The 26,927-nt window shown below is 37.9% G+C and carries 28 protein-coding genes; 16 read left to right on the forward strand and 12 right to left on the reverse strand.

All coding sequences use genetic code 11. The features are described from left to right. Nucleotides 1-26: 26 nt before the first annotated feature. The 4 genes from B7E04_RS20490 to B7E04_RS20505 all read right to left on the reverse strand — a co-directional run bounded on the left by B7E04_RS20490 (nucleotide 27) and on the right by B7E04_RS20505 (nucleotide 3,526). A complete protein-coding gene (locus B7E04_RS20490) occupies nucleotides 27-665 on the reverse strand; it encodes a DoxX family membrane protein (RefSeq protein WP_080780385.1) in 639 nt (212 codons plus the stop codon). A gap of 145 nt (nucleotides 666-810) precedes the next feature. Further along, nucleotides 811-1,260 carry a hypothetical protein gene (locus B7E04_RS20495; protein WP_080780386.1) on the reverse strand — a complete coding sequence of 150 codons (450 nt, stop codon included), beginning with the start codon at nucleotides 1,258-1,260 and terminating at the stop codon, nucleotides 811-813. 184 nt (nucleotides 1,261-1,444) lie between these two features. Then, a complete protein-coding gene (locus B7E04_RS20500; protein WP_080780387.1) occupies nucleotides 1,445-1,975 on the reverse strand; it encodes an SRPBCC family protein in 531 nt (176 codons plus the stop codon). Between the two features lie 96 nt (nucleotides 1,976-2,071). Next, nucleotides 2,072-3,526 (reverse strand): alpha-L-fucosidase, encoded by a 1,455-nt coding sequence (locus tag B7E04_RS20505; protein WP_080780759.1) that lies wholly within the window; start codon nucleotides 3,524-3,526, stop codon nucleotides 2,072-2,074. A 191-nt stretch (nucleotides 3,527-3,717) separates the two neighbouring features. Here B7E04_RS20505 and B7E04_RS20510 point away from each other — a divergent pair, with 191 nt between their 5' ends. The 12 genes from B7E04_RS20510 (at nucleotide 3,718) to B7E04_RS20565 (ending at nucleotide 16,078) form a co-directional block, all read left to right on the forward strand. Further along, complete coding sequence (locus tag B7E04_RS20510; protein ID WP_080780388.1) at nucleotides 3,718-5,766, forward strand: M3 family metallopeptidase; 2,049 nt, start codon at nucleotides 3,718-3,720, stop codon at nucleotides 5,764-5,766. A 168-nt stretch (nucleotides 5,767-5,934) separates the two neighbouring features. Next, complete coding sequence (locus B7E04_RS20515; RefSeq protein ID WP_080780389.1) at nucleotides 5,935-6,480, forward strand: glycosyl-4,4'-diaponeurosporenoate acyltransferase CrtO family protein; 546 nt, start codon at nucleotides 5,935-5,937, stop codon at nucleotides 6,478-6,480. A gap of 84 nt (nucleotides 6,481-6,564) precedes the next feature. Beyond that, entirely contained in the window at nucleotides 6,565-7,356 is a 792-nt protein-coding gene (locus B7E04_RS20520) for a hypothetical protein (protein ID WP_080780390.1), read from the forward strand. Between the two features lie 27 nt (nucleotides 7,357-7,383). After that, nucleotides 7,384-7,809, forward strand: a complete 426-nt coding sequence (locus B7E04_RS20525; protein WP_080780391.1) for a DUF1801 domain-containing protein — start codon at nucleotides 7,384-7,386, stop codon at nucleotides 7,807-7,809. A 177-nt stretch (nucleotides 7,810-7,986) separates the two neighbouring features. Next, nucleotides 7,987-9,438, forward strand: coding sequence for a DUF2130 domain-containing protein (locus B7E04_RS20530; RefSeq protein WP_080780392.1), 1,452 nt, complete (start codon nucleotides 7,987-7,989; stop codon nucleotides 9,436-9,438). Nucleotides 9,439-9,452: 14 nt separating this feature from the next. After that, complete coding sequence (locus tag B7E04_RS20535; protein ID WP_080780393.1) at nucleotides 9,453-10,052, forward strand: GNAT family N-acetyltransferase; 600 nt, start codon at nucleotides 9,453-9,455, stop codon at nucleotides 10,050-10,052. Between the two features lie 122 nt (nucleotides 10,053-10,174). Then, the gene (locus B7E04_RS20540) at nucleotides 10,175-10,765 is read left to right on the forward strand and encodes a hypothetical protein (protein WP_080780394.1); all 591 of its coding nucleotides are present in this window, start codon (nucleotides 10,175-10,177) and stop codon (nucleotides 10,763-10,765) included. Between the two features lie 24 nt (nucleotides 10,766-10,789). Further along, complete coding sequence (locus tag B7E04_RS20545) at nucleotides 10,790-11,911, forward strand: lactonase family protein (RefSeq protein WP_080780395.1); 1,122 nt, start codon at nucleotides 10,790-10,792, stop codon at nucleotides 11,909-11,911. A gap of 44 nt (nucleotides 11,912-11,955) precedes the next feature. Beyond that, entirely contained in the window at nucleotides 11,956-12,582 is a 627-nt protein-coding gene (locus B7E04_RS20550) for a hypothetical protein (RefSeq protein ID WP_080780396.1), read from the forward strand. 119 nt (nucleotides 12,583-12,701) lie between these two features. Then, nucleotides 12,702-13,142: a hypothetical protein gene (locus tag B7E04_RS20555; protein ID WP_080780397.1), complete on the forward strand. Its 441-nt coding sequence runs from the start codon at nucleotides 12,702-12,704 to the stop codon at nucleotides 13,140-13,142. Between the two features lie 266 nt (nucleotides 13,143-13,408). Continuing rightward, nucleotides 13,409-14,704 (forward strand): serine hydrolase domain-containing protein, encoded by a 1,296-nt coding sequence (locus B7E04_RS20560; RefSeq protein WP_080780398.1) that lies wholly within the window; start codon nucleotides 13,409-13,411, stop codon nucleotides 14,702-14,704. Nucleotides 14,705-15,001: 297 nt separating this feature from the next. Further along, complete coding sequence (locus B7E04_RS20565) at nucleotides 15,002-16,078, forward strand: serine hydrolase domain-containing protein (RefSeq protein WP_080780399.1); 1,077 nt, start codon at nucleotides 15,002-15,004, stop codon at nucleotides 16,076-16,078. A 60-nt stretch (nucleotides 16,079-16,138) separates the two neighbouring features. Here the strand turns inward: B7E04_RS20565 and B7E04_RS20570 are convergent, their stop codons facing one another. Together B7E04_RS20570 and B7E04_RS20575 are read right to left on the reverse strand one after the other, a co-directional pair. Next, complete coding sequence (locus B7E04_RS20570) at nucleotides 16,139-17,539, reverse strand: MFS transporter (protein ID WP_080780400.1); 1,401 nt, start codon at nucleotides 17,537-17,539, stop codon at nucleotides 16,139-16,141. Between the two features lie 39 nt (nucleotides 17,540-17,578). Further along, a complete protein-coding gene (locus B7E04_RS20575) occupies nucleotides 17,579-18,142 on the reverse strand; it encodes a TetR/AcrR family transcriptional regulator (protein ID WP_080780401.1) in 564 nt (187 codons plus the stop codon). Between the two features lie 177 nt (nucleotides 18,143-18,319). Between B7E04_RS20575 and B7E04_RS20580 the strand changes: the two genes are divergently transcribed. Next, nucleotides 18,320-18,706 carry a VOC family protein gene (locus tag B7E04_RS20580; RefSeq protein WP_080780402.1) on the forward strand — a complete coding sequence of 129 codons (387 nt, stop codon included), beginning with the start codon at nucleotides 18,320-18,322 and terminating at the stop codon, nucleotides 18,704-18,706. A gap of 74 nt (nucleotides 18,707-18,780) precedes the next feature. Here the strand turns inward: B7E04_RS20580 and B7E04_RS20585 are convergent, their stop codons facing one another. Both B7E04_RS20585 and B7E04_RS20590 read right to left on the reverse strand, forming a co-directional pair. After that, complete coding sequence (locus tag B7E04_RS20585) at nucleotides 18,781-20,142, reverse strand: M64 family metallopeptidase (RefSeq protein WP_228440003.1); 1,362 nt, start codon at nucleotides 20,140-20,142, stop codon at nucleotides 18,781-18,783. Then, the gene (locus B7E04_RS20590; RefSeq protein ID WP_080780403.1) at nucleotides 20,142-20,624 is read right to left on the reverse strand and encodes a hypothetical protein; all 483 of its coding nucleotides are present in this window, start codon (nucleotides 20,622-20,624) and stop codon (nucleotides 20,142-20,144) included. Before B7E04_RS20590 ends, B7E04_RS20585 begins: the two co-directional genes overlap by 1 nt. 370 nt (nucleotides 20,625-20,994) lie before the next feature. On the opposite strand from B7E04_RS20590, the gene B7E04_RS20595 reads away from it, so the two are divergent. The 3 genes from B7E04_RS20595 (at nucleotide 20,995) to B7E04_RS20605 (ending at nucleotide 24,895) form a co-directional block, all read left to right on the forward strand. Further along, entirely contained in the window at nucleotides 20,995-21,615 is a 621-nt protein-coding gene (locus B7E04_RS20595) for a hypothetical protein (protein ID WP_080780404.1), read from the forward strand. Between the two features lie 50 nt (nucleotides 21,616-21,665). Then, nucleotides 21,666-22,370, forward strand: a complete 705-nt coding sequence (locus B7E04_RS20600; RefSeq protein WP_139785464.1) for a hypothetical protein — start codon at nucleotides 21,666-21,668, stop codon at nucleotides 22,368-22,370. A 155-nt stretch (nucleotides 22,371-22,525) separates the two neighbouring features. Then, on the forward strand, nucleotides 22,526-24,895 hold the full coding sequence (locus tag B7E04_RS20605) for a TonB-dependent receptor (RefSeq protein WP_080780406.1): 2,370 nt from the start codon (nucleotides 22,526-22,528) through the stop codon (nucleotides 24,893-24,895). 115 nt (nucleotides 24,896-25,010) lie between these two features. On the opposite strand, the gene B7E04_RS20610 is transcribed toward B7E04_RS20605, so the two are convergent. From B7E04_RS20610 to B7E04_RS22575, 4 genes are all read right to left on the reverse strand, one after another. Next, nucleotides 25,011-25,865 (reverse strand): GLPGLI family protein, encoded by an 855-nt coding sequence (locus tag B7E04_RS20610; protein WP_080780407.1) that lies wholly within the window; start codon nucleotides 25,863-25,865, stop codon nucleotides 25,011-25,013. A 76-nt stretch (nucleotides 25,866-25,941) separates the two neighbouring features. Beyond that, complete coding sequence (locus B7E04_RS20615; RefSeq protein WP_080780408.1) at nucleotides 25,942-26,151, reverse strand: bacteriocin-like protein; 210 nt, start codon at nucleotides 26,149-26,151, stop codon at nucleotides 25,942-25,944. A gap of 218 nt (nucleotides 26,152-26,369) precedes the next feature. Continuing rightward, nucleotides 26,370-26,741, reverse strand: a complete 372-nt coding sequence (locus tag B7E04_RS20620) for a hypothetical protein (protein ID WP_080780409.1) — start codon at nucleotides 26,739-26,741, stop codon at nucleotides 26,370-26,372. Then, nucleotides 26,741-26,875 (reverse strand): hypothetical protein, encoded by a 135-nt coding sequence (locus B7E04_RS22575; protein ID WP_262484667.1) that lies wholly within the window; start codon nucleotides 26,873-26,875, stop codon nucleotides 26,741-26,743. Before B7E04_RS22575 ends, B7E04_RS20620 begins: the two co-directional genes overlap by 1 nt. Nucleotides 26,876-26,927 lie beyond the last annotated feature (52 nt).

The raw sequence follows: 26,927 nt of genomic DNA on the forward strand, positions 1-26,927 counted from the left end.
CATGAAAGTGAATGCATAGTGGTAATTTACACCTGATTCTTTACATGTAAGTTAAGTTTTTTATACATTCTATAATTAGAGATTAAAAAGGTAAAGATTATCAGAATTACCAGCGTTCTTACAATCCATTGCTCCGGACCTTTTTCCACCGGCCCCGGCACTGATAAACCCAGGAGACAAACTGTGTAGATAATCCCGGCATTGATCCAGATACGGCCCGGATCCGGATAAGATTCTATAGTCATTGAATGGTTATCGCTAAAAAGAGGCATCAGCTTATGATGATCCCAGATCAGCAATATGATAACCGCAATCATCATCAGAGAGGTGATGATCCAGGTTCCGGTAAAGGAAAGGCTGATGGTGATGATCCAGATATTACTGAGTATAGCCAGAAACATAAGGGCGCCCAAAAGGGCATACCGCTGCGTCATCAGTAAAATTCCGGCTATTATCTGACAAAGCCCTAAAAAATTCCAATACACCCCTGTCCGGTACATCGCTTCAAAAAAAGCCCCTATCGGAGTATCAGTAGAAAGCACGGTAAATCTGTTTCCCAGTAATTTGGTAAGTCCTGAGGGGAAAAACGCAGAGCCCACCAGATACCTCAGGTGAATAATGATCCATTGATTCCGTCTGTTTGTCCTTAGTTTTTGAAATACCATGGGGTTCTGGGTTGTAGGGTTTTAGAGTTTTAGAGTTTTAGAGTTAAAAAAACCTCTTTAGATTTTCAAAACGTTCTGCAAAAGTCTCTGAAATTATACTTTCGTCTCACATCTGATATCTGATATCTTGCATCTTGATTCCAATCTAAATCACCTCCACAATCTTCTGGTGAATATTATTCAGCGTGAATGCATCACCCGGCTTCATCCCCATCATCTTTTTAGCCATGGGACTTTCCGGAGAAATAGCGTAGAAACGGTCGCCTTCGAAAAAAAATTCACCTAATGAAACAGAGATATAAAACCTTGCCTTATTGGTTATCACCAGAGACCCGAGCTGTACCCGAGCTGTAGTGGTATTCAAAACTTTTGACATATTTCTCTTAAGATCATTCAAGGCGCCCAGCTGACGCTGCATCTGGTAGATCTCTTCCTGCATTTCCTCCCTCATACTGTCATATTTAGGAGTCTTCTTAATATCACGGCTTGCTTCCAGCGTAAATTCAATAAAGTTTTTAAGTTTTTCTATTTTTTCAGAGATCACGGTTTTCACGTAATCCCGTATGTCACTTTTCTCAAATACGATCTTCTCCATAAATCTAATCTTTACATAAAGATAATAATTTTTTAAAACAATAATTGATATTTTCGTTCTTCATTCGTGAAGCTGAGGCCTAAATACCGGGATGAAAAATTTTAAAAATCCGGAAGCTACAGGTTTGTGGATCATTCCGAAAAATACATTAAAAAAGCCCTGTATTTCTACAAGGCTTTATTCTTTACTGTTCAGAGACCTTTTTAAGGTCTGCCAGTCCCTGGTCAAACATTGTGGTCATATTTCTGTCCATCATGGGTTTCATAATCTTCATCATGGTATTCAGCTCATTATCCATTGCCCAGGTTACTTTGGTCCCGTTTCCTTCCGGAGTTAAGGTAAAAGTAGCCACAGCATCTCCTTCAAACGGCTTGATAAAATGAAGTTTGGTGATCATTTTTTCATTGGGCACAAGCTCACTGATGGCATGCTCACCCTCTCCCACCTGATTATTTCCTTTCCAGTGATAAGAGTCGCCTACTTTGTCGCCCGCACCGGAATACGTGATCACAATATCTTTATCTGCCTTGGAGAAAGGATCCCATACATTATATTCTTTCAAAGAACCTAAATGCTGCCACACTTTTTCTTTCGGGGCATTGATGACCACAGATCTTTCAAAATGATTCTTTTTATCGAAAGCAAATATGGCAATAAGGGCATAAAGTGCCACTAAAATAATGATGCCTACAAGAATTTTTAAGAATGTTTTCATAGTTTTTTATATTTGGGTTTTAATTTTTGTATGAATTACAGATGATGTCAAAATTAATTATTCCATCCTCATTTCAACTTCTCCTATGACAAGATATTAGACTTTTGCTTTTTTATAAAGTCCCAATTCACTTAACGTAACAGGAACCGGTGATTTTGTAATATTAAGCCTGAGTTTACGAACAGTTAAAGGTTCATCCAACTTAATCAGCCGCTTCGCGCCAATGCTTGTTCCATCATAAATCCTTTTCCAGGCATTATCTTTAAAAACTTCAATAGTATAAGCTTCAATCCTCTGGCCTAAAGGAATATACTCCTGCAGGCTAATAATATCAAATGTCTGAGGTGACGGAAGACTTACCTCCAGGCTTGCTTCATGAATAGTATCCTGTGTGATCCAAAAACTTCGTTTATCCCCATCCAATACAGCGGCCGGCTCATGGTTTTTATCTCTGGTACTCGTAGATTGGATGGTGGCCCCCTTTGCCAGATTATGGGCAAAAGTCTTCTTTAGCATAGTTCCGAAGGACTTCAGGGCTGCCACATCATCTGCATGCATCTGTCCTGTAGTGTCCGGTGCCAGGCCTAAATCCAGGCTTGCTCCGCGCCCTACGCTTTTGAGATAAAGCTCGAATAAAACCTCCGGGGTTTTGGGCTTTTCCCGTGCATGAAAAAACCAGCCTTTTCTAAGGGGAACATCACATTCTGCCGGCATCCAGTATTTTCCATTTCTGATGCCCGCAGGACTTTGCGGATAATTAGCCTGCCCGGGAACCGCCTCGCTTTTCCCTTCTGCAGGCATGGGCGTAAAAGTTGCCCAGCTGGTTTCCGCAGCATATCCCTCTTCATTGCCTACCCATCTTACATCCCAGCCCACATCACTGAATATATTGGCCATGGGCTGCATTTTGCGGGTGATAGCCCAGGTATTCTTCCAATCGTAATACACCGTATTGTCAATGCTTCTTGTTTCCCTGGCACCTCCGTAATAGCCGTCTCCTCCATTTGCCCCGTCATGCCAGCTCATAAAAAGATTCCCGTAATTGCTGTATAGTTCTTTTAGCTGATCCTGATAAATACTGAGGTACTCTGCCTTTCCATATACGGGATTGTTTCTGTCCCAGGGAGAACAATATACCCCGAACGCCAGTCCGTATTTTTGGGCTGCAAGCTGAATCTCTTTCACCATATCTCCTTTACCGTTTTTAAAGGGGCTTTTCGAAATATTATAGGAAGTTGTTTTCGTGGGCCATAAGGCAAATCCATCATGATGTTTTGCTACTAAAATGATCCCTTTCAGTCCTCCTGATCTGGCGGCTTTTACAATTTGTTCGGCATCAAAATCGGTAGGATTGAAGATCTGAGGATCAGCATCACCATACCCCCATTCTTTATCTTCAAAGGTTGTTGGTGTAAAGTGGATCAGCCCGTACATTTCTATATCATGCCAGGCTAATTGTCTTTCGGAAGGAACAGCTCCATAGGGCTTGATAGCTTGCTGTGCATTCACAGAGCCAGACAGGAAAAGACAGTAAAAAAGAATTTTCTTCATATCAGTATAATTACTGTTAATCATAGTTTTTGTCAAACTTATCTTTTCCTCCTCATGCCACTATGCTCCCGTGACAAAATCAATTAAAGATAATGCATTTTTGTCATATCCTGATATCCGGGCATTATTTTTGTGCATTTCAGCTTTGATTCACGATGAATCATTAAATTTACCTACCTAAAAATCAAAAAATGAATATTCTAACAGAAAAATTTACGACACCATATCATGCAGCACCCTTTGATGGGATTAAAAATGAGGATTTTCTTCCGGCATTCCGGGAACTGATCAAAAAATCCGAAGAAGAGATTAATGGTATTGTCAGTAATTCTGAAGCCCCTACATTTGAAAATGTCATTGAAGCACTGGCCTATTCAGGCGAACAGCTGGATGTGGCATCCAATATTTTTTTCAATTTAAATTCTGCGGAAACCAGCGATGAAATTCAAAAGATCGCTCAGGAAGTTTCTCCTCTTCTGACGGAGTACTCTTCAAAAATTTCTCAAAATGAACCGCTTTTCAATAAAATCAAAACAGTATACGACGGAAAAGCTCAGTATAAACTGAATGAGGAACAGGAAATGCTACTGAATGAGACCTACAAAGGCTTTGTAAGAAGCGGTGCACTCCTGAATGCACAGGATAAGGAAAAATTACAGAAGATCAATATGGATCTGTCTTTGAAATCGCTTCAATTCGGTCAGAATGTTCTGGCTTCCACGAATGCCTATTTTAAACATATCACGAATAAACAGGATCTGGCAGGGATTCCGGAGGCTGTTATTGATCAATATGCGGAAGAAGCTAAAGAACGAGGATTGGAAGGCTGGGTGGTCACTTTGCAGTACCCAAGCTATATTCCGTTTATGACCTATGCTGAAAACCGTGAGTTAAGAAAGGAAATTGCCCTGGCCAACGGTAAAAAATCTTTTGACGGCGGCGAATTTGACAATCAGGAGCTCATTAAAGAGCTTCTTCAGCTCAAGCAGGAAAAAGCTGAATTATTGGGCTATAAAAATTATGCAGACTATGTTCTGGAAGAAAGAATGGCAAAATCCCCGGTAAAGGTTTTTGATTTTCTGAATGAACTTTTAACGAAAGCCAAACCTTATGCAGACCAGGAGATTGATGAACTGAGATCTCTGGCCAAAGCAGACGGAATTGAGGAATTACAGGGCTACGACCATACTTTCTATGCAGAAAAACTAAGAAAGCAAAAGTATGATTTCAATGATGAAGAACTCAAACCCTATTTTCCTCTTGATCAGGTGCAGGATGCCGTTTTCGGATTGGCCGGTGAACTTTTCGACTTAAGCTTTGAAGAAAGAAATGATATTCCAAAATATCATGAGGACGTTAAGGTATATGAAGTAAGCGAACTTATTGCAGTATCTACCGGTGGAAAGACAGAACATGCCTTCAAAGCACTTCTGTATGTGGATTATTTCCCAAGAAAAGGGAAAAGAGCCGGGGCATGGATGACGAGCTATAAAAACCAATATAAAAAAGACGGTGAAAACTCCCGTCCGCACATTTCCATTGTCTGCAATTTCAGCAAACCGACCAAAGATACGCCAAGCTTACTGACCTTCCAGGAGGTGACTACCCTGTTCCATGAGTTTGGGCATGCCCTCCACGGAATGATGGCTGATACACAATATCCGAGTCTTTCCGGAACTTCTGTGAAATGGGATTTCGTGGAACTTCCGTCGCAGTTTCTGGAAAATTTCTGCTATGAGCCGGAATTTTTAAAGACTTTCGCCAAACATTATAAAACAGGAGAAGTTCTTCCTGACGAAAAAATTGAAAAAATAGAGCAGTCCAAAAACTTTATGGAAGGTTACCAGACGATGAGACAGCTTGGTTTCGGACTTCTGGATATGAACTACCACACAAAAGTCGGAGAGTTAGAGGGTGAAAGTGTGAAGGCATTTGAAGATAAGTATACCAAGGCAACTTCCCTGTATCCTGTGAATCCTGAAACGGCGATGAGCCCAAGCTTCTCCCATATTTTCCAGGGAGGATATTCAGCCGGATATTATTCTTACAAATGGGCGGAGGTTCTGGATGCAGATGCTTTCCAGTATTTTAAGGAAACGGGAATTTTCAATCCGGAAACAGCTGCCAAATATAAAGTTCTTCTTTCTTCCGGCGGTACCAAAGATCCAATGGAGCTGTACAAAAGCTTCAGGGGAAGCGAGCCGAAAGTGGAAAGCCTATTGAAGCGCGCATTTGGATAATATCATTAAAGTATTGCAATCAATCATATAAAAAGAACAGTCACTGGCTGTTCTTTTTTTGTTTTAATTTCAGCTGTATTTAAATTGACCGGTTCAGCTTATCCTTTTGTGAAAATGTGTAAATTTAGCCTGTACATGTAAGAGAGATACGCGTACCCTGCATCAACCATGAAAAAAAGCTTAATTTTAATTTGTATTGTAGCTGTTACCATTGCTTTGGTGTACGCTCTGGTTCACTTTATCGGAATGAAAGGCTTTGCCTTTGCCATGGCCCTAAATTTCCTGCTGATGGCCTGTGTGCTTGTTTTTACAGAAGCGTTAAAAAGTGATTTCAATTCCTCTTACTTTAAGGAGAAAACCTGGGAAAAGAAAGGAAAAATCTATGAATCTCTGGGTATCAACTTATTCAGGAAACTACTGGTCGGGATTGGTTGGGAAAAGCTGAACAAAAAATCCAAACCGGTAGAAAAGAATGGAAAAGCTTTAACCTTTCTGCATCACCGGACCAAACAGGACGAGTTGGGACATCTTATTATCATGTTGATTGTTCTGGGATTTAATATCTATGTGGCCTGGAAGTTCGGTATTCTTCAGTCGCTATGGCTGTTGGTGCTTAATATTGTATTAAACCTGTATCCTATTTTTCTGCAAAGGTATAACCGGCCACGACTGGAAAGGGTGATACAATTAAGTAAACTCAGACATCCGATTTAAATTCATGCATAAATCTCCAGATAGTATCTTATCTGATTGATGGAATGTATACATTTGGTCCCTATATAGCAAAACCAAACACCTATGAAAACTGTAGCCTCTTTTCTGCCGTTCCCTATTAGAACATTTTCTATTTTAGGATTATTTATTTTTATTTCGTGCCAATCCCAGGACAATAAATCGGTTGATCTGGGAACACTATCAGACGGATTTGATGTCTCCGGATTTTATCAGGAACGGTTGAAAAATACGGCAAAAACTATTTCAACTGATCCTAAAAAGCTGGATAAGAAAACAGCCTCAGAACTGCTGGATCAGCCTTTTTTTGAAAAGGATACCCTAGGATATTATCCGTCAGAAGGAAGATTTCCAACCGCACAGTACCTGGGATCTAACCATGACTGGATGACCAGAAATAAAAAGCCAACAGAGTTGTTTGGTTATGCCTACAGGACCGTGGCCTGGAGCGAAGACAAGGATACTTTAGCTATTCTCAATAAGGTATCATTCCCGAAAATAGATATGACTGAGAACCGTAATGGAAATCTGGCTTATCTTAATGTAGAAAAAACCTCAAAAAATAAAGAAGACTACAGCAGAATTCTGGAATATCTGAAAAAAAACTGCAAGCCAATAGCAGTCGATCATGGTGATGCAGATACTACTTACTGGGAAAATAGCAGCTCCTTTTACAGTCTTTCCAATGAAGAAAAGAAGGAGGAAGTCTCTTCCTATGATCTTCAGGGAAATAAGAATTCCAAATGGGTAAATATTACTGAAATCAGACTGGAGATCTATCAAAAATCCTATGTCACTGATATGGAAAAACTGAATATGTATTCCCCGGGCCAAATATTCTGGAAAAAACCGTTTTAAATTACATTCATTAATCCCAAGGTATATATGACCATACAGGAACAAATCCAGGACTATATCACCAGCCAGCCTGAACCCAAACGCAGCGATATGCTGAAACTGCACCACATCATCCCGGAGCTTATGCCGGACTGCAAACTGTGGTTCTTAGATGGCAAAAACACCGACAATAAAACGGTTTCCAATCCAAATATAGGTTATGGGCACTATACCATACACTATGCAGATGGCAAAACGAGAGAGTTTTATCAAATTGGTCTGAGTGCCAATACCACTGGAATTTCTGTTTACATCCTTGGTATTAAGGATAAAACCTACCTGGCTGAAACGTATGGAAACAAAATAGGCAAGGCAAGCGTCAGCGGATATTGCATTAAGTTTAAAGCATTGAAAGATATTGACATTGAGGTTCTTGAGGCCGCCATACGGGATGGGTTTCAATCTAAGTCATAAAACGTCCTGATTTTCACTGAAAAATCACGAAAATTATCGTAAATAATACCCTCATCACGGTTTCGTACTATTATGGTTTTCCGTTATGAAATTCAGTTTCGATTTCCTAACTTCGCTTTCCAGCCGGAAAAACCGGCAACAGTTTCCAGCACTTAAAATACGATTAGCCTTATTGATATGAACGAGATCAAATGTCCTCATTGCCACAAAATTTTTAAAGTAGACGAAGCAGGTTTTGCAGATATTCTTAAACAAGTGAGAGACCACCAGTTTGAAGAAGAACTTCAGAACAGGCTACATCTTGCAGAACGAGAAAAGCAAAATGCAGTACAGCTTGCGGAAGAAAGGTTTAAAAATTCATTACATATTGAACTGACCAGTAAGGATAAGGAGATCACAGAACTGAGAGCCTCCAGCGAAAACAGATTGATACAGCAGCAGACTGAATGGGATCGTTTACTCGCTGAGATGAAAGCCAGGCTTGAAAATGCTGAAATCGACAGGAAGCTTTCCGTAGCAGAAGCCGTTCAGAAAATTGAAAGGGAAAGAGATGAGAAAGATAGAGAATTAATTCAGCTGAAAGCCGTTAGCGAACGGAATTTATCTGAAAGATTAAACGAAAAAGACAGTGAGCTTATAGAATTGAGATCCAGGCTTGAACATACAGAAATTGAAAAGAAACTTTCGGTAACTGAAGCTGTTCAGAAGATTGAAAAAGAAAGGGACGATCTGGCCAATAATATAAAACTCAAAGAAGCGGAAAAGCTGCTGCTGGAAAAATCCCTGAGTGAAAAGTATTCCGCAGAACTGAAGACAAAAGATGACATCATTAAGATGAAAGATGATGAAATAGCCCTTAGGAAGGATATGAAGCTGAAACTTTCAACTAAAATGATTGGTGAAACGCTGGAACAACACTGCGAGATAGAATTCAATAAACTCCGTGCCACTGCATTTCAGAAAGCCTATTTTGAAAAGGATAATGATTCCAGATCAGGCAGTAAGGGAGATTATATTTACAGAGAAACGGATGATCTGGGAAATGAAATCATCTCCATTATGTTCGAAATGAAAAATGAAGGTGATGAAACAGAAAAGAAGAAAAGGAACGAGGATTTCTTCAGAGAGCTGGATAAAGACAGAACTGAAAAGAAATGTGAGTATGCAGTGCTTGTTACCCTTCTGGAAGCAGACAACGAGCTTTATAATGCCGGAATTCTGGATGTTTCTCATAAATACGAAAAAATGTACGTGATCCGTCCGCAATTTTTCATCCCGATCATCACCCTTCTTCGCAATGCAGCGATGAATTCCATGAAAGCTAAGGCAGAACTCGCTTTGGTGAGAAGTCAGAATGTGGATATTACCAATTTTGAAGAAAACATCGAGACTTTTAAAAAAGGTTTTGCTTACAATTATGATCTGGCCAGCAGAAAATTTAAAACAGCCATTGATGAAATAGACAAAACAATCACCCATCTTCAAAAAACTAAGGATGCTCTTCTTTCTTCTGAAAATAATCTCCGCCTTGCCAATAACAAAGCCGAAGATCTGACGATTAAAAAACTTACACGGGGAAATCCTACCATGACGGAAAAGTTTGATGAACTGAGAAAAAAAACTGAATAAAAAAATTACGCATCATGAATTTAGATTTTACAGAAAAATATACTTTAGAAAACGATTTTGTTTTATTACGCCCTTTAGAGCCTTCGGATTTTGACCTTTTACTGGAATATGCTGAAAATGAAGCAGAAATATGGTCATACAATTCCGGTGGGCCGGCCGGAAAAGAGGGTCTTCAGAAATATCTTGACAATGCCATAAACCAGAGGACTCATGAAAATGAATATCCGTTTATCGTATTTGATAAAGCAACTCAGAAATATGTGGGCAGTACAAGATTTTATGCCATTTATCCCAACAATAAAACATTGGAAATCGGGTATACCTGGTATGGGAAACAGTATCAGGGAACGGGAATTAATAAAAACTGTAAATATTTACTTTTAGAATTCGCTTTTGAGCAGCTTCAAATGGAACGCGTGGGATTCCGGGCCAATAGCCTCAACAACCGAAGTATTGCTGCTATGAAAAGCATTGGATGCGTTGAAGAAGGAATTTTAAGAAATTTTGCTACAGATGCCAAAGGAAACAGAATGGATGCCATTGTGCTGAGTATCATCAGAAATGAATGGTTTGATACGGTAAAACAGAAGTTAAAAGATAAAATCGCGAAATAATAAAAAAATAAACTTCCATTTCATCAAAAATTCTTACTTAGTTTTAATTTTGAAGGGAAAAGAGACCGCTATTTTGAGAATGATAACAGTACAAAAATTCTTAGAGCAAAAAGGAAAGAAGAATGATGGAAGAAGAATTTACAGCGTGGATTATTAAATATAAATCCCCCAAATTTATCGAAGGTATTTATTTGATCTGGTATCCGGATATTAACGATATTGATCAATTTCTGACCTTGGACAATGGAAAAATTTTCATGTCAACGTCCCTTAAAAATCTACCTGCCGAAATGGGTCATACATCCATATCAATTGAAAACCGGGAAAAGATGATTTCATGGCTTAACAGAGAATTCGCTCCTGATCAAAAAGAAATTGCAGAAGATAATTTTTATGACTTAAACATACTATTAAAAGAACTTGAACTTGATGTTTATTCTGTTGAAACCATAGAAAATTTCACAAATTTCATTAATCTTTTCGGAGATTATGCACGACAAAGTAAAAAGAACAATTTTCTGCTCGAGTATGAAAATAACGGATCTATCAATGAATTGTGGACCTATTTTTATGAAGCCATCTTTTGGCCCAGGTTTAAAGACAAAGAAAAATTTGATCCCGGTCAATTACCACCGTTGAAAGTCAATAAGCAGATATTATTAGAGAAATTTAAAGAAATTGTTTCTGTCTTTGATGAGCAAATAGCACCATAATAAGTTAAAAAACCAACCTGAACATTGAAGCAAACACTAAGCCTGATCAGCCTCTTTTTAATTTACATCCATTTATATTCACAGAATACTTTTGTATTTTTCGGATCATTTAACCGGGATAAAACCACTGAAGGAATTTACGTCTACCAGCTCGACACTATTAAGGGGAAACTTTCTAAGGTAAGTTCATTAAAGGGAATTTTAAATCCATCTTTCCTCACGCTTTCGACGGACGGTCAATACATTTATGCCTGCACTGAAAGCAAAACGCACGGCGCAGGAAGTGTAAGCAGCTTTAGATTTGATCCTAAAAATAAAAAGCTCACCTTCATCAACAGCCAGAAAAGCGGCGGCGAGAATCCTGTTTACGTATCGGTTCATAAAAACGGCCGGTGGCTGGTGAATGCCAACTACACGGAAGGAAGTGTCTCTGCATATCCCATCGCCGGAAACGGAACGATACATCCGGCGGTACAGAATTTTCAGTTTTCAGAAGGAAGCATCAACAAAAACAGACAGGACAGATCCCATGTTCATGCTGCTGTTTTTTCACCGGACTTCACCCAGGTATTTTTTCCGGATCTTGGGGCTGATACAATCAGAATGTACAATTTTGAAAATGATTCAACCGAACCTCTGCAGCCGGCAAAACAATCCTTTGTAGCCGCCACTCCGGGAAGCGGCCCGAGGCATTTCACCTTCCACCCCAACGGAAAATTCGCCTATTGCATTGAAGAGCTGGGGGGCGCTGTTACTGCTTACCGGTATGATAATTCCAGCCTGAAAAGTATTCAGAGAATCAATACCCACACGGATCAATATAAAGAAGATTTCGAAAGTTCTGATGTTCATATCTCCCCGGACGGGCGTTTTTTATATGCATCCAACCGCGGAGCCGAAAATAATATTGCTATTTTTTCAATCCTTGAAGACGGAACTTTAAAAAACATAGGGTATCAGCCCACTTTCGGCAAGCAGGCAAGAGTGTTTGCTTTGGATGAAAGCGGTAAGTTCCTTATTGTAACCAGTGCATCCAGTGGCGATGTTGTGGTATTTAAGCGTAACCCTGAAACAGGTTTATTAAAAAAAGTAGGAAGAAAGACCAGGATTTATGGAGTTTCTTGCGTGAAGATCAGAAAGTATTGATTTTTTTCCTAAATTTCTAACCCATAAGTCTAAATTCAAATTGAATGTTGATAGACCCACTAGACCATATCAATTACTTTAAGTATCATACTCCGGATGAGAAAAAGGAGTTTGAAAACGCCATACAACTCTACTCTTCCAACCGGAAGGGATTAAATAAGATCATTAATAAATTTACTTTCCGTCATGACAGGCGAAGTTTTCTGATTGAAGAAAGTATTGATTATGACACTTTAATGATTGACGGAAACGGAAGAGATGATAAGTGGACAGAGTTTGCTCTGAGTGCAGAATCCGTGAACAAAGCTGATTTTATTGAATTTCTCCGGACCTTAGGACTCATTATTCTTTTTGGAGAAACAATAGAATACGACGGGAAAAATGAGTTGAAAATCTTAACAGTCACTATTAACGACCTGGTGCATACAATAGAATATCCGTATCTGGAAGATGAGCTGCTGTTATACAGATTTGTAGAAGTTGTCAATCAGGAACTGAAAAAAATAAACTCCCCGGAAAACGTGTATATGATCGAAAGGTTTCCTACCATTCTGCTGGTTACTACTGAAAAAATATACCAATATTTGACTGAATTGGATTCTGAAGATCATTTTGAGCTCCTGAAGCCGGAAGAATGGATTGAAAAATATAAAAGCTCCGCCATTGAATAAAAAAACAAAAACTTTTAAACAATATTTCCTTCAGCCATCGTCTAGAATTAAGGCCTACCCGAAGTACAGCAATTTCCAATGTTATTTTTTTCACCGCGCTTTTACTGAATTTAGTCAATATGAAACTGTTTGAGAAAACAATCATCCGCTTAGAAATTATTGCTGTTTTGTATTTTTTAGGGGCTTGTTCTTTCTTCTTATTCAAAAAGAAACTGAAAGAATTAAGCTCATGGAATAACTTCAATGCTGCTATTTTTTGTCTTTTCGTAAGCGGAAGTTATTTAACCACATTCATGTTGGGAATAAATTATTGTTTTGCGGAAAAGAAAACTGAGAACAGAATTTATAAAATTGTCAGAAAAACTGAAATTATTGGCCCCAAATATGACCGGAAAAGAAAAAAGCCTGCTGCAATTATTGAAACCGGAAAAAACCAGACGAAAAGAATGGAATTTAAGCGTGCTATGAAAGCCAGGCTAGATCAGGCAGAGTTTCTGGAATTGGAAACATCCAAAGGCTTTTTTTATTTTGAGGTGATTCGTGGTTCAAAGCTTATATAACTGTCACTCATTGTATGGAAAGGCTGAATACCCGAGGCAATCTGGGCTGCTTCAATGCCAGAGCTGACCGCGGGAATGACAAACTGATCCGTGCCATGAAAGAAAACCGGCGATAATTAAAAAGAAAGCTTCTGTTTATCTTCCCGCAACATCATCATGAAATTTTTTTACTAGAGAAACGTAACGTTTCCCTACAAAACAGAACTAATAATTTGAACCAAAACAATGCTCAGAATAACAGCGGCTATGTTTACAAATTATTAATCATGAGATATTTAAGTTTTTTTTTCATTTTTATTTTCACGATTCATCTTCAGGCCCAGAAAAATTCTGAAAAGCATAAAAAGGAACTGAACCGGTATTTCACCGCATTGACAGATCTGAAAAAATTCAACGGGAATGTACTGGTTACCCAAAATGGAAAGATTCTTCTGGATCAGACCTATACGATTTCCAGCGGACCCGCGGCTTTACGCGTCAATAAAAACAGTGCATTCATCATTGCATCCGTCTCCAAGGTCTTTATTAAATATGCCATTCTGAAACTCGAGGAACAGGGAAAGCTTAAACTTTCGGATAAGCTCAGTACCATTATTCCTGATTTTCCCGACGGAAACAAAATTTCAATTGAAAACCTGCTGTATCACCAATCCGGACTTCCACGGGAAATCAGGGATTATGAGAAATATGAAAATCTCAGCCTTGAAAAAACGGTAGAACTCGCGAAAAAAGAATCCCTCCAGTTTGAGCCGGGCACACAAAACCTCTACTCCAATGTGGGTTATTTCATTCTTCATTATATTATCGACCGTTCTTCTGATAAAGGATATCAGGAATTTATAAAAAATGAAATCATCAAAAAGTATCAGTTTAAAAATACGGGAGAATTCAATAACACCGGAACAGTCTCTAATTTCGCGTATGGATTTACCCAGGATGATAGCGCTAAAACGGTTCCTGTTTCAAAAACCAGCATCAACAGGTTTGAAACGGGAAATTACTATTCTACAATTGATGACCTCTATTCTTTCAGTAAAAACCTCTTTTCCGGAAAAAATATAAAGAAAGAACAGGCGCTTAAAATGTTTGGGAAAGACAGCCTGCTGGTTCAGGCCGGCGGAAGACCTGGGTACAGAGCTTATTATTACCAGAATTTAAAAACGAAGACCACATTTATTTTTACTGCTAATTTTGATGATATTCCAATCCAGAAGGTTACAGAAGATATTATTAATCTTTTGAAAGATAAGCCGTATACCATTCCTCAAAAAATCAATAAAAAACAGGTAGCTGTTTCTGATGACATTTTAAAACAGTACACGGGAAAATTTGCTTTGGATGTGGATAAATCCCAGGAATTTACAATCTCCCTGGAAAATAACGTTCTGTATATCGCCGATAAAAGCGGTGAGAAAACAAAAATTTATCCGGAATCTGAGACCTCTTTCTTCGATAATCCTGAATCCGCAGACGGCTACCAGTTTACCAAACAAGCTGACGGAAAATATGGCCTGATCATTATCTCTACAGGCATTACCCTGAAAACAACCCGGCTGGAATAAGTATGAATATAGTCAGGAAGCTGGAAGTCCGAAGCGGGAAGTTATTGAAGTTTATAATAGAACTTTAGCTCTTTATTCATTTTTTAATTGCCTGATCAATTTCATGCAGATGTTTAATATTAGCGTCTGCCAGTAACTTCCTGCCTCCAGCTTCCCTCTTCCCTCTTCCCTCTCCCAGCTTCCATCCACCTGATTCTGAATTTCTATCCTGAGTAAAGGTTATTTTGTAAAATTTATTACATTGCATAACATAGTAATGAAATTAAATTATATCTTTGCATAACAAATAACACCATTATGCAATTAAAACCTATTTTTTTATCGCTTCTTTTTTTGCTGTTATCTTTTCAGACTACTGCAGCACAGGCTTATGAAAAAAAGATCGACAGCCTTATACTAACCGGATTTGGAAATACCAATGAACCGGGCGGTGCCTTCCTCGCAACAAAAAAGGGAAAAGTTATTTACCGTAAAGCATTTGGAAAAGCCAATCTGGAACTGGATGTCAATATGACCCCGGACAATGTGTTTCAAATCGGTTCCATGACCAAGCAATTTACAGCCGTTGCCATTCTCATGCTGGAGCAGCAGGGAAAACTGAATGTAGACGACCCGGTTTCAAAATACATCAAAGATTATCCGTCAGGAGATAAAATCACCATTCATCATCTGCTGACGCATACTTCCGGGATCAAGGATTTTACAAAAATGAAGGCTTTGTCTACCATTGCCCAAAAAGAGATGAAACCTGAAATGATGGTTGATTTTTTCAAAAATGAACCGGTTGATTTTGCGCCGGGAGAGAAATTCGAGTATAATAATTCCGGGTATGTGGTCTTAGGCTATATTATTGAGCTGGTTTCGGGACAGACTTACGAAGATTTCATTAAAAAGAATATTTTTGAAAAAGCCGGGATGAGCCATTCCTATTATGCTACCGACCGCCTTGTGATTCCTAAAAGAGCGTACGGCTACCACCAGAAAGAATATGGATTTGTCAATAAAACGGTGATCAGTTTCAGTGTTCCTTTTTCATCCGGTTCCCTGATGTCTACCGTAGACGATATGCTGAAATGGCAGCAGGCTCTGAATCAGAATATACTGCTTAATGCCGCTGAAACCAAAAAAGCTTTTCAGAAATACAAATTAAATAACGGTGAGAAATTTACATACGGCTACGGATGGCATCTGAAAGATATCAACGGAACGCCTGACAGAGAGCATGGCGGAAGTGTTTTCGGGTTCAAAAGTATGGGCGTGTACATTCCATCTGAAGATATTTATGTGATTGGATTCAGCAACTGTGACTGCCACTCACCTACCGAGATTACAAGAAATATTGCAAAAATTGTTTTACAGTCAGGAAAAAAATAATAAGCAGGAAGATAAAGAAAAACTGTTGAAAGAAAATTTAAAATAATTATATTTAAGAACTTATTTCTTCACAGGAAGTGCATGGTCCGGAACTTTCGCAATACAATACAGGACGGCAAAAAGGCAGATCATATTAACTCCCAAAGCTACAGAAAAGGCATTGTAATACTGCGGCCATGACGGTTTTGTGCCCAGAAAGTAATAGTAAATACTTCCTACCACAATAATTCCGGCTATGGCTGCCACCTGTTGAAAAGTATTGTAAACGCCTGAAGCATTTCCGGCAAGCCTGTCCGGAAGCCCGGACAAAGCAATATTGGCAAGCGAAGGAATAATGGAACCAACTCCCGCGCCATGAAAGAACAGCAATAAGCACAAAACAAAAAAAGGAGTTTCAGTATTGAACAAAAAAATCTGTGTGATAAGTACCAGTATGATGAGGGTTAAACCTACCATTAAAAATTTTTTACCATATTTTAAAATAAATTTTGCCGAAAACAGGGAAGCCAGAATAAAACCTACTCCCTGAAAAACAATGACCTCACCGGAATCCAGCGGCCCGATATTCAGCCCATCCTGAAAAAATACAGAGAGAATATAAAAGTAAGAATCCAGCATGATGAAGAAAAAAGAAACGGCCAGAATCCCAAGATTGAAATTTTTATATTCAAACAGGGTAAAATCAATCAGGTAAGGTTTTCCGTCCTTTAACCTTATCTTTTGGTCTTTAACAAAGTACATTAAAACGGCACCTGAAGCAAGCAGCCAAAAAATATTTTCCATATGGACCCCGTGATGCTCCGAAAGGGTGAGCGCATACGTAAAGAGAAAAAGTCCGGCTGCCAGAACAAAAACCCCAAAAAAATCAAATCCCTTTTTTTTGTCCGGAATTTTTGATTCACTTACAAATCTTTTACAGAAAAATACCGCCAGCAGGCAAATTGGGATATTTATCAGGAAAATAAGCCTCCAGGATTCTTCCATGATGGTCACCGATGAAAAATATCCTCCCAGAAACTGTCCTGAAATAGTTCCCGCTCCAATGGTAATTCCATACCAGCCCATAGCTTTTGTCCTCTCCTCATGCCCGCTAAAAAGGATCTGTATCATCGAAAGCACCTGCGGAGACATCAGCGCAGCACAGATTCCCTGGATAAAACGGGCAACGACGAGCAATACGGCTCCGCATGAAATACCGCATGCAGCAGAACTCAGCATAAAGAAAACCAGCCCTGTCATAAAGATTTTTTTTCTTCCATACAGATCCCCCAGCCTTCCGCCTGTAATCAGAAATGAAGCAAAGCCTATAAGATAGGACGCAATCATCAGCTGCATCTCTCCGTTTGAAGCATGAAGATCCCTTTGAATGGATGGTATGGATACATTGATGATGAAAATATCCATGATGGTAAGGAACTGGCCCGATAATATCACCAGCAGTTTAAGATATTTGGAATTCATTTTTATATAGATATATCTATTTTTAACTGATTAAAAAAATTAAGGCAATTGCGCCTCAATCATTTTTCGGATCTGATCAAAAGAAGTGGTATTCTTTTGAATGGTAGACGTCACAACTGCACCTTCAATCAGCAGAAAAATATTTTCCGTTGTTAAATTCACATCAATATGAGTATGATTTTCTGCAAATTGTTCCACCATTTCCCGGATCATTTTCTTCTGTCTGTCTTTATGCTGTTTTACAAAATCAGAAATGACAGGGCTACTTTCCCCTGTTTCCGAAATAATTTTAATGAAATGGCATCCTGCAAACTCTGAAGACTGCTGCAGCGTTTTACGATAGTCTATCAGGGACAAAATCTTTTTCCTGCTATCTGAAATGTTGGCGGAAAATTCATCAAACCCTTTGAACCATTCTATTTCTTCTTTGGCAAGGTAAGCCAGAAGAAGGTCGTTCTTGGATGAAAAATGATTATACAGAGACCCTATGGCAATATCTGCCTCAGCAATGATCTGGTTAATCCCTGTGGAATTAAAGCCCTGTCTGTAAAAAAGGTCCGAGGCAACCCTGATGATTCTTTCCTGTACTTTTTCCTTTTTCATTCTTAATTTTTTACAAATGTAGACAAAAAATAGATAAGTCTATCTATTTTATTTCAACCTGAAATCATTTAACTTTATCTTTTAAATCTAAAGATTATGTTTAGAACTTTCTTCCTGTTCTTTTGTTTATTTTTGTTAGTGATCAACTTATCCTGCCAACCATCTAAAAAAGAAATTATGTTACCCTCCAACCCTGCCGTATATTTTGAGATTCCTGTTAACGACATGAAACGGGCCGAAAAGTTTTATAGCCATGTATTTGGCTTTTCGTTTGAAAAAGAAATGATTGACGGATATGAAATGGCCCTGTTCCCGTTTGAAGAAAAAAACAGCGGGATCACGGGAGCTTTGGCAAAAGGAGATGTCTATAAACCCACAAAGGATGGGGTCATTATTTATCTTAAAACCACAGATATTGATGAAAGTTTATCAAAAGTGCTGAATCGTGGCGGCAAGACGCTGTACCCTAAAAAAATTAATGAAAAATACGGCTTTGCAGTAGCAGAATTTGAGGATTCCGAGGGAAACAGGATTGCCCTTCATGAGACGCTCGACAACCCATAAAGTATATTGCTCTAAAAAAGAAATCCGGAGAAGCATGTTTTCCGGATTTCTACAACATCACTTATACGGCTTAACTATTCTTTTATAATTTTCTGTGAAATAATCAGTGTCTTATCTTCTGTTATGTTTAACATGTAAGTTCCGGACGGAAGGTTGTTGGTATGAACAAGAAGTGCATCAGGTTTCAGCCTTTCGAATCCGGCAGCAATCAATTTTCCAGACATATCATAAATATTGACATCAATTTTCCCGGAAAAATTCTGCTTACCCTTAATGACAAATTCGCTTTGAAATGGGTTAGGGTAAATCCCAAAATGCCTCTCCTGTGCCTTAATTTCGGCTACTCCTAACACTGTCTTGTTCAACGTCCATGTTATATTGGTAAAATGGACTGTGTGATGATTATCTACTTTGACCAAAGTAGTGTTATCGGTTACAGAGAAAAGCAGAGTATTGGTACCGGTGTTCAACTGTCCTGGTGAAATAGTTATTGAATTTCCGGTGGCTGCCAGCATAGTTCCGTTTAGCTTCCATGAATTTACAAGCGTATTGGGGATTGGCAGGATTTCGTTCACTGTAAAAGTAACATTGGAATTTCCGTCTACCGCTGTGCTATTGGTTGGTGTATAAGATTCAATGGGTGAAACCAGTGAATGTATCTTCTCAATAATTGTTTCTCTGCACACAGCGCAAAATTGTCTGTTAAGGAATCTCATTTCACAATTTTGATGAGGCCTGTACCATGTGTTATCTTCCGGAAACGGATAGATCCCAACTCCATCGGTACCTACCCAATTCTTCCATTTTACAGTTGCAGGATTAGAATTTTGTGTTTTATTATGACTTTCACCTGTAGTTATCCAGTATTCATCGGCAAGCCTTCCAAATGAGTGTCCCAATTCGTGGACGAGAATCTCATTTGATGAATTATTAAGCGAGGCAAATGCATAAGCTCCTCCACATCCTCCATACTGGGTAGAATTACTCAGAATATAAGCAACATCGTAGTCCGGAACATTGGCAGACAAAACCTGTCCTACTTTTGTGTTGTTACCATACATACATCTATGAGTTCCACCTATGTCAAAAGAAGAGCCCAGAAAGTTATTCGGGTTAGATACGGGAAATATAGGCTCTGCACTGTTTGCTGCCGTTCCCGGATGTTTCACTCCACTCTCCGCAGAAATCACCTTTACTGCATATACATTAAAATAATTTTTATACTCCAGATAAGGACTCTTATTAAAAAGATAATTCATTGAAGCCTGCGCAGAGGTGATGAATTCTGTTTGTTGCACATCTGTAAACCCATCTCCTAAAATAACCATATTAATACGCTTATCATTCGCACCGTTTTGTAATAAAGGCAGTGTTTCAAAGGTTTGTGAATAGCACAAGACACCAGACAACATCAGCAATACAATTTTTTTCATCATTAAAGGTTTTGATTAAATAACAGTCTTTTCCCCATCAGGGTTATTTTCTCAATTTTTACCCCAGCAATTTCTTTTGTATAGGAAAACCTTACATTGAATTCTGCCTTTTGCAAGGATAATTTCTTTCTGCTGATCTTATCTTCGTACACTTCCATTTCGGGATTCAGCGGATCTTCCAAATGCTGCTTTACAACTTCTTTGCCATCCGGTCCTAGTAAAGAGATAATATAATCTCCTTCTTTAAGACTGTTTTCATCACAGTCCTCAATATTTTTCAGCTTACCATTTGCAATTTTTTTTTCTTCAAGAGTGAATGCTTCCATTCCCAAAGGATCTTTCTCTACTTTAAAGAAAAGATACAGAATCTGAGGCCCGTTCTCCGGCTGTCCGCAGTTTTCCCTACGAACTCCAGAACTGCTTATATGCAGGAAAATATTGCATATAATACAGGAAAAAATAAAAAAACTATATCTTTTTTTCATGATGTATACAATTAGATTGTTTATATTAAGTAAATCAATTCCAAAAAATGGATCTTAAAACATATACTCTTATCATTCAATTTTGTTGTAAAGCAAATAAAACACAGTCTAAAACAATAAAAAAAAACGTTACAAAATGTTAACTAATATTACTTATGACAAACAAAAATATTATCTCAAACAAAATAACACACTAAATAACAGTTAGTTAAATTTTAAAACCTGTTAATTTCAAGACTCTTACATAAAATTCTATTTTACCTGCTCTTATTCAGATAATTAATTCACTGCATAACATTATTAGCTTTAATCAGTACATATTTCGTATCTTTAGGTACGTAATTACAAAAGATTATACGGTACAAGAGCAATGGCAGAAGAACTTTATTTCATTAAAACCAATCCTAATATTGCGAAAATCAATTTGTACAATAAACTCTCCCGTGAAGAGGAAAGTATTATGAAATTTCTTCAGGATGACGCGAGGGTAAGCCTGGAAATCATTAAAAATAAGGTCAAAGATTCCGTAGAAGAGCTTTCCAAAGAAGAGCTTTCCAGTATTTTCAACTGGTTCAGTCATACCTATCCTTCGGGTGGTGAAGAAAACAAAACCCAGCTTTTCATTCATGGAATTGATGTTTTTTATGAAATTCCTGAAACAAGCAATGTAAAATCTTTCCAGGAACTTCTTTCGGATTATGAAAATTTTTCCAAACAGCATCTGGACTTTAAGCTGAATTCCCAAAACTTTAATCAATTCCTGATTTACGGCTTATTTTTTACGGATATCGCCCTGAAAGAAAAAGGGAACTGCACTATTCTTTCGCATTATTTAAAAACCGATAATCCTTCTCTATATGCCTTTGCGGAAGAACAGTTCCGGGAAAAGGGCTCAGAACAGGATAATGATTCCGAGCTTCAGCATTATTTCGGGGATCTGTATGACCTTACGAAATTTTACAAAGGTCCTATTATAAAGCTTGATCACTAAGAAATTTAATCATGTTGCTACAGAAAATACAATCCGGTGCTCTTCTGATATTGTCAGCATTGATTATGGTTTGCTGTTCAAAAACCTATGACGCTTCCTTTTTCAAAGGTGAGTGGCTTTCCGATTCGCTGGTGAGCAAAGAAAATGATCATTGGAGAGAGTTCCTGTATTTTGATAACGGATATGCCGCACGTACAACTGTGTGGGGCAGACAATATCTACTCAATAAAAATCTCAAAGTAAAGGATTTACAACTGTATGAGCGGGACAAGGCATTATTCCGTATTAAAGTCATTGATTCCAACAAAATTACTGTAGAAGGAAAGGATTATTACGGAAGCTTTAGAAGGAGTAATTATCAGCCCGATGAGATGAGAACAGCTGTAGCCATTGCGGAAAAAACAGAAAGCCAGCGTAAAAAATTATTAGGTCAATGGAAGGCAATTAATTTCAGCATCGTTTCACTACAGGATCCAAAAGATACATTCACCATTCATCTTCCTGAGCATAGGAAAATAGCAGTAATTTCAACCGATGAGATAACTGCCGTTAATGTTGGCTATAATCAACTTTCATTTCATACCAACAACCATATTAGATCCTTTGAATATAATGCTGAGCCAGATAAAATAAATTTTATTTCCGGAGATGTCATTTTTTCATTAAAATACTATTTTCAAAATGAAAGGCTGATCATTGAATATCGGACTTTCAGAAATATTTTAAATTCTGTCACTTTCGAAAAAGTGCGATAATTCATTATCCAAAAAGTAAAGGCATTCTTATCGCACAAATACATCCATAAAATCAAATACCAACACAAATTTACTAACAATCAGCATGTAAAAAGATTCTTCACGGCCTTTGTAATATCAGGGATCCGATAATTGTCTTGTATAAAAAACAAACCATGAAGCTAAAGATTGCTTTTCTCCTGAGTCTTATTTCCTCTTCTTTTATTTTGGCGCAGAGTGTTGAAGGAACTATTACCAACAAGGATCATCAACCGGCATCGGAAACTGAAGTACTTATTATCAGAAATGATTTAAAATTTTCTGCGATTACAGATGATAAAGGCATGTTTAAAATCCCTTTAAAGGAAGATGGAGATTACTTATTTGAAATCATAAAAGACGGGGTAAAGACCAATAGTGAAAAAATTACGGTTAAAGGAGCCTACAGGAAGGATGTGCTTCTCACAGAGCCACCTGCGGAACAAAAAATAGAAGGCGTAACGGTTACAGCAAAGAAAAAATTATTCGACAGAAAAGTAGACCGCCTGATCTTTAACGTTGAGAATTCCGTAGCCTCCCAGGGAATTGACGCGGTAGAAGCATTAGCGAAAACCCCGCTGGTGAAAACCAGTGACGAAGCCATAAGCATTGCAGGAAAAAGCAACGTAGGCATTATGATTAATGACCGGCTCCTGAACCTGAACGGGCAGGAACTGATCAACTACCTGAAAACCATACGTTCCGATGATATTCTTAAGATTGAAGTGATCACTACACCGCCAGCAAAATATGATGCGGAAGGAAAAAGCGGGCTCATCAATATTATCCTGAAAAAGAATGCCAATCTGGGCTGGAACGGTTCTATCCAGACTTCGGGAAATTATTATTGGGGAAGACCTACTGTAGCGTCAAGAAGTGGTGCCACCTTTAATTATCAGGGCGAAAAGCTGTCCTTAAGCACCAATTTATCCGTAGGTGATAACTACTGGTATTATACAATCAAGAACTATCTGTATGGAACCACAAACAATGACTACTGGAACAGGGAGAGCCAGAACCTCAACAATTACAAATACAAAGGGGGAAATGTAAAGGCGGAATATAAACTGAATGATAAAAATCTTTTAGGGATCAATTATAACTACTCATACAGTAATCCTCTGGAACAGGGAGAAAGCCAGTCGGCCAGATTCAATGATAAAGGCTTACTGAACATTATTGCGGATTTCCGGAACAGAAACAGCAGGGATGTTCACAATGCCACGGCATTTTATGAAACCAAACTGGACAGTGCAGGTGGCAAGATGACCCTTACCGCAAATATGATGCTTAATAATTCCAATGCCAGAAATTTCTCCAATACCATCACTTCAGAGACTATTTCCACAATGGCAAACCCGATCAGCAAATACAGGATTTATTCCGGGCAGGCAGATCTTGAAAAAACTTTCGCCAAAATCAAGACCGAATCAGGACTAAAGTATACCAAGATTAAAAATGATTCCGAATTTAATTTCTTTGATATTCAAAACGGCCAATATCTTCTGAATACATCCAGAACCAATACGTTCTTTTACAATGAGGAAAACTATGCTGCCTATTTTTCCACCAATTTTAAAATCAGTGAAAAGTGGGATGCAAAAGCCGGTCTCCGTTATGAATATACCACCTTGGAAGGTATTTCAATGAATGATAATACTTCCGCAAAGATAAAGTATGGCAAATTATTTCCAACTGCCTATATAAGCTATAAGCCTAATGAAAATCATTCATTCTCCCTTAATTATTCCCGCAGAATTTCACGCCCGTACTTCGGGAACCTGAATCCGTTCAAATATTTTACTTCCGAGTACGAATACACCACCGGGAATCCTTACCTGCTGCCGTCATTTTCAGATAATTTTGAATTCGGATATGTGTTAAACAGCAATCTTAATATCACTTTATACTATAATTACAACAAGGACAACTGGGACCGGATTCAGATGGTAGACGGTGACTACCGGTACAGCGTAGCCAAAAATTTTTATAACGAAGACCAGGCAGGTATCAACATCAGCTACAATTACAACAAACTAAAATGGCTGGAATCCACGCTTTTCGTTAACGGATATTATACCAAATCGAAATCTTATGATCCTTTGATCCTTCCGGTTCCGGCCGGCTACAGTGCCAATTTTAATTTTGACAACAACTTTTTCCTGAATAAAGAGAAAACAGTCACCTTCATGCTCGGCCTCTGGACCAGCCTTCCCAACCGGAACGGAAATACCTATTACTATACCAGCGCTTCACTCTACTCCGGATTGAAACTCGCGCTTATGGATAAAAAAATACTTGTGAATCTGTATCTGAATGATATTCTGAACACCAACCGTGAAAAAGGAATAGAATATTATCCTTCCTACAATATTGACTATCAATACAAAGGAATTACCCGAAACGTTTATCTTTCTTTCACATACAAATTTGGAAATAATAATGTAAAGGGAGCAACCAAGCAGGTAAAATTTGAAGAATCCAGCAGGGCAAACGGAGGCAACTAAGCTTTCTGCAGCGAATTTTAAAGAGGATAAAAACTATAATACGGCCGGCAGTTTTCTTATCCAACTTCAAGAAACCAACTGACGGAACTGTAGATGAAAAAGATTAGCAAAAATGCTAATCTTTTTCTAATTCTATCGGGTTTTCATATTTTTTATTTTCTTCTCTTTCTTTTTCTCTTTGCCGTAACATTTCCTGTCCTTTTATGATACTGGTGCCATAGCTTGCAAGTACGGCAGCGGCATTGGCACTGGCATTTCTGACTGCCTGTTTCAATTTTGGTTGTGTTGTTTCTATAGCCTCAGTGTATCTGCTTTTCTTAATGTTGATTAATTTGCCTTTTAATTTAGATTCAGATATAGATTTTATCAGTTCAAAATCAAATTCTCCTTTATCATCTGTTATTTTAATTATTAACCCAGGCAGTCCACTGAATTTATACGGACCATAAGGTAAAGGAATTTCAGGAGAATACCATGCTATCCAGTTTCGTCCTTTAAAAGTAACTTCTGCTTTTTTACACTTAATTGTATTGATTACTTTTGTTTCATTCACAAGCTTCCAATTCCTTATTACTGGATCTTTATAAGTAAGTAAAGACAGTCCGGCTGATCTAAAATACTGCGTATTTTCATTGGATTGAATTATGGTGAAGGACAGATTTGTTTTTGGAATGACAACTCCTTCTTTATAACTAAGAGTGATGCTTCTATCAGAATTTTTTGTCGTTATTCTTGAATTCTCCATTACCGAATCACCTTTCAATGATATACTGCTTGCAAAAAATGCACGTTTATCCCCTATCTGTAATAAAAACTGTTCTTCATATCTATGATCAGTTCTTGTATCAAATTTAGCTTTTAGCAGGTAAGTAAATTCGCCCCGTAAAGTATCCTGTTTGTATGATTGAGCACAAAACAAGACACCATAAAATAAGATGAATATTTGAATCAGATTTTTACAGTAATGCATAAAGTATGTTTTCATTATAAAAATTGCACTAATAGTGTAATAATTCCCACTTCAATAAGTGCTTAAATTTACTTAATTATGCTAAATCATCACTAGGACCAATGTGCGTAGGCGTCTTACAGTAATTTTTTTCAATTTCATCTACCCAGGCATTTGCTTGCTGTGGAGTCCAATCCTGAGTTGTTGTAGCTGTAAAACCACACTTAGTTATTGCTATCCAAGTCTGTTTTTCTCCTCCTGTTAATGTTTTAAGATCATTTCGAGATAATTTTTTAAAATTCTTCATTGTGTTCAATATTTAAATTAAGCAATAAATATAAGTGTATAAGTCATACAAAAGAGAAAAATTTTATTATGTTAAACCCTCTCTAACATTGAATAAAACCATAATAATAAGTGAAAATATTTGTATCAAATTTTAATTAATTTTTCATTTCTACTTAAAGAAAAAAGCATTTTTTCATGAATGTTTTTATTATTTTTTTTGATGCCAAATAATTAATATCAGACAGATGTTTTTGTTTGATTATTAAATAGCCAGACTTTAGCCAGATAATAAATCATTCCACCGGCAGAATACGCCAGCACATCCCAGAAATCTCCTGTAAATTTTTCTGAAAGCATCGGACAAACCACTTCAAAAAGGAGCGAAAGATAAACGGTGGATGTGCTAATAAATTTAAGATCCGGCTGCCAGTGATAACCAAGCAGATCATTCATGATGTATTCCACAAGATAAGCATACATTGGAAGGGTAATAAAGTCCGTCAGGTGATTGCTGATGAGCGGAATAATGATTCCTTTTTTTCTCAGACCGGTAATGAGCAACCAGACTACCAGCCCCAGCAGAAAACCAAATGAAGCTTTGACCTTCATCACATATGGAGTATGGCCATTACCAACCCGATGATCACCTGCAGGATTTTCACCAGGGTTTCCTGTATATCTTTTCCTTCGCCGGATTCTTTGTTTCCGGGAGTTTCGTAATTGAATATTTGCTTTCCTTCCATCCTTCAAGATTTACTTGTGCAAATATAATTAAAAATTAGAACAAATGTTCTA

The sequence above is a fragment of the Chryseobacterium phocaeense genome, from assembly GCF_900169075.1.
GTDB lineage: Bacteria > Bacteroidota > Bacteroidia > Flavobacteriales > Weeksellaceae > Chryseobacterium > Chryseobacterium phocaeense.

Coding starts and splice junctions, on each gene's coding strand:
- B7E04_RS20490 (WP_080780385.1), bottom strand. CDS start 665: ATGGTATTTCAAAAACTAAGGACAAACAGACGGAATCAATGGATCATT.
- B7E04_RS20495 (WP_080780386.1), bottom strand. CDS start 1,260: ATGGAGAAGATCGTATTTGAGAAAAGTGACATACGGGATTACGTGAAA.
- B7E04_RS20500 (WP_080780387.1), bottom strand. CDS start 1,975: ATGAAAACATTCTTAAAAATTCTTGTAGGCATCATTATTTTAGTGGCA.
- B7E04_RS20505 (WP_080780759.1), bottom strand. CDS start 3,526: ATGAAGAAAATTCTTTTTTACTGTCTTTTCCTGTCTGGCTCTGTGAAT.
- B7E04_RS20510 (WP_080780388.1), top strand. CDS start 3,718: ATGAATATTCTAACAGAAAAATTTACGACACCATATCATGCAGCACCC.
- B7E04_RS20515 (WP_080780389.1), top strand. CDS start 5,935: ATGAAAAAAAGCTTAATTTTAATTTGTATTGTAGCTGTTACCATTGCT.
- B7E04_RS20520 (WP_080780390.1), top strand. CDS start 6,565: ATGAAAACTGTAGCCTCTTTTCTGCCGTTCCCTATTAGAACATTTTCT.
- B7E04_RS20525 (WP_080780391.1), top strand. CDS start 7,384: ATGACCATACAGGAACAAATCCAGGACTATATCACCAGCCAGCCTGAA.
- B7E04_RS20530 (WP_080780392.1), top strand. CDS start 7,987: ATGAACGAGATCAAATGTCCTCATTGCCACAAAATTTTTAAAGTAGAC.
- B7E04_RS20535 (WP_080780393.1), top strand. CDS start 9,453: ATGAATTTAGATTTTACAGAAAAATATACTTTAGAAAACGATTTTGTT.
- B7E04_RS20540 (WP_080780394.1), top strand. CDS start 10,175: ATGATGGAAGAAGAATTTACAGCGTGGATTATTAAATATAAATCCCCC.
- B7E04_RS20550 (WP_080780396.1), top strand. CDS start 11,956: ATGTTGATAGACCCACTAGACCATATCAATTACTTTAAGTATCATACT.
- B7E04_RS20555 (WP_080780397.1), top strand. CDS start 12,702: ATGAAACTGTTTGAGAAAACAATCATCCGCTTAGAAATTATTGCTGTT.
- B7E04_RS20560 (WP_080780398.1), top strand. CDS start 13,409: ATGAGATATTTAAGTTTTTTTTTCATTTTTATTTTCACGATTCATCTT.
- B7E04_RS20565 (WP_080780399.1), top strand. CDS start 15,002: ATGCAATTAAAACCTATTTTTTTATCGCTTCTTTTTTTGCTGTTATCT.
- B7E04_RS20570 (WP_080780400.1), bottom strand. CDS start 17,539: ATGAATTCCAAATATCTTAAACTGCTGGTGATATTATCGGGCCAGTTC.
- B7E04_RS20575 (WP_080780401.1), bottom strand. CDS start 18,142: ATGAAAAAGGAAAAAGTACAGGAAAGAATCATCAGGGTTGCCTCGGAC.
- B7E04_RS20580 (WP_080780402.1), top strand. CDS start 18,320: ATGTTACCCTCCAACCCTGCCGTATATTTTGAGATTCCTGTTAACGAC.
- B7E04_RS20585 (WP_228440003.1), bottom strand. CDS start 20,142: ATGATGAAAAAAATTGTATTGCTGATGTTGTCTGGTGTCTTGTGCTAT.
- B7E04_RS20590 (WP_080780403.1), bottom strand. CDS start 20,624: ATGAAAAAAAGATATAGTTTTTTTATTTTTTCCTGTATTATATGCAAT.
- B7E04_RS20595 (WP_080780404.1), top strand. CDS start 20,995: ATGGCAGAAGAACTTTATTTCATTAAAACCAATCCTAATATTGCGAAA.
- B7E04_RS20605 (WP_080780406.1), top strand. CDS start 22,526: ATGAAGCTAAAGATTGCTTTTCTCCTGAGTCTTATTTCCTCTTCTTTT.
- B7E04_RS20610 (WP_080780407.1), bottom strand. CDS start 25,865: ATGCATTACTGTAAAAATCTGATTCAAATATTCATCTTATTTTATGGT.
- B7E04_RS20615 (WP_080780408.1), bottom strand. CDS start 26,151: ATGAAGAATTTTAAAAAATTATCTCGAAATGATCTTAAAACATTAACA.
- B7E04_RS20620 (WP_080780409.1), bottom strand. CDS start 26,741: ATGAAGGTCAAAGCTTCATTTGGTTTTCTGCTGGGGCTGGTAGTCTGG.
- B7E04_RS22575 (WP_262484667.1), bottom strand. CDS start 26,875: ATGGAAGGAAAGCAAATATTCAATTACGAAACTCCCGGAAACAAAGAA.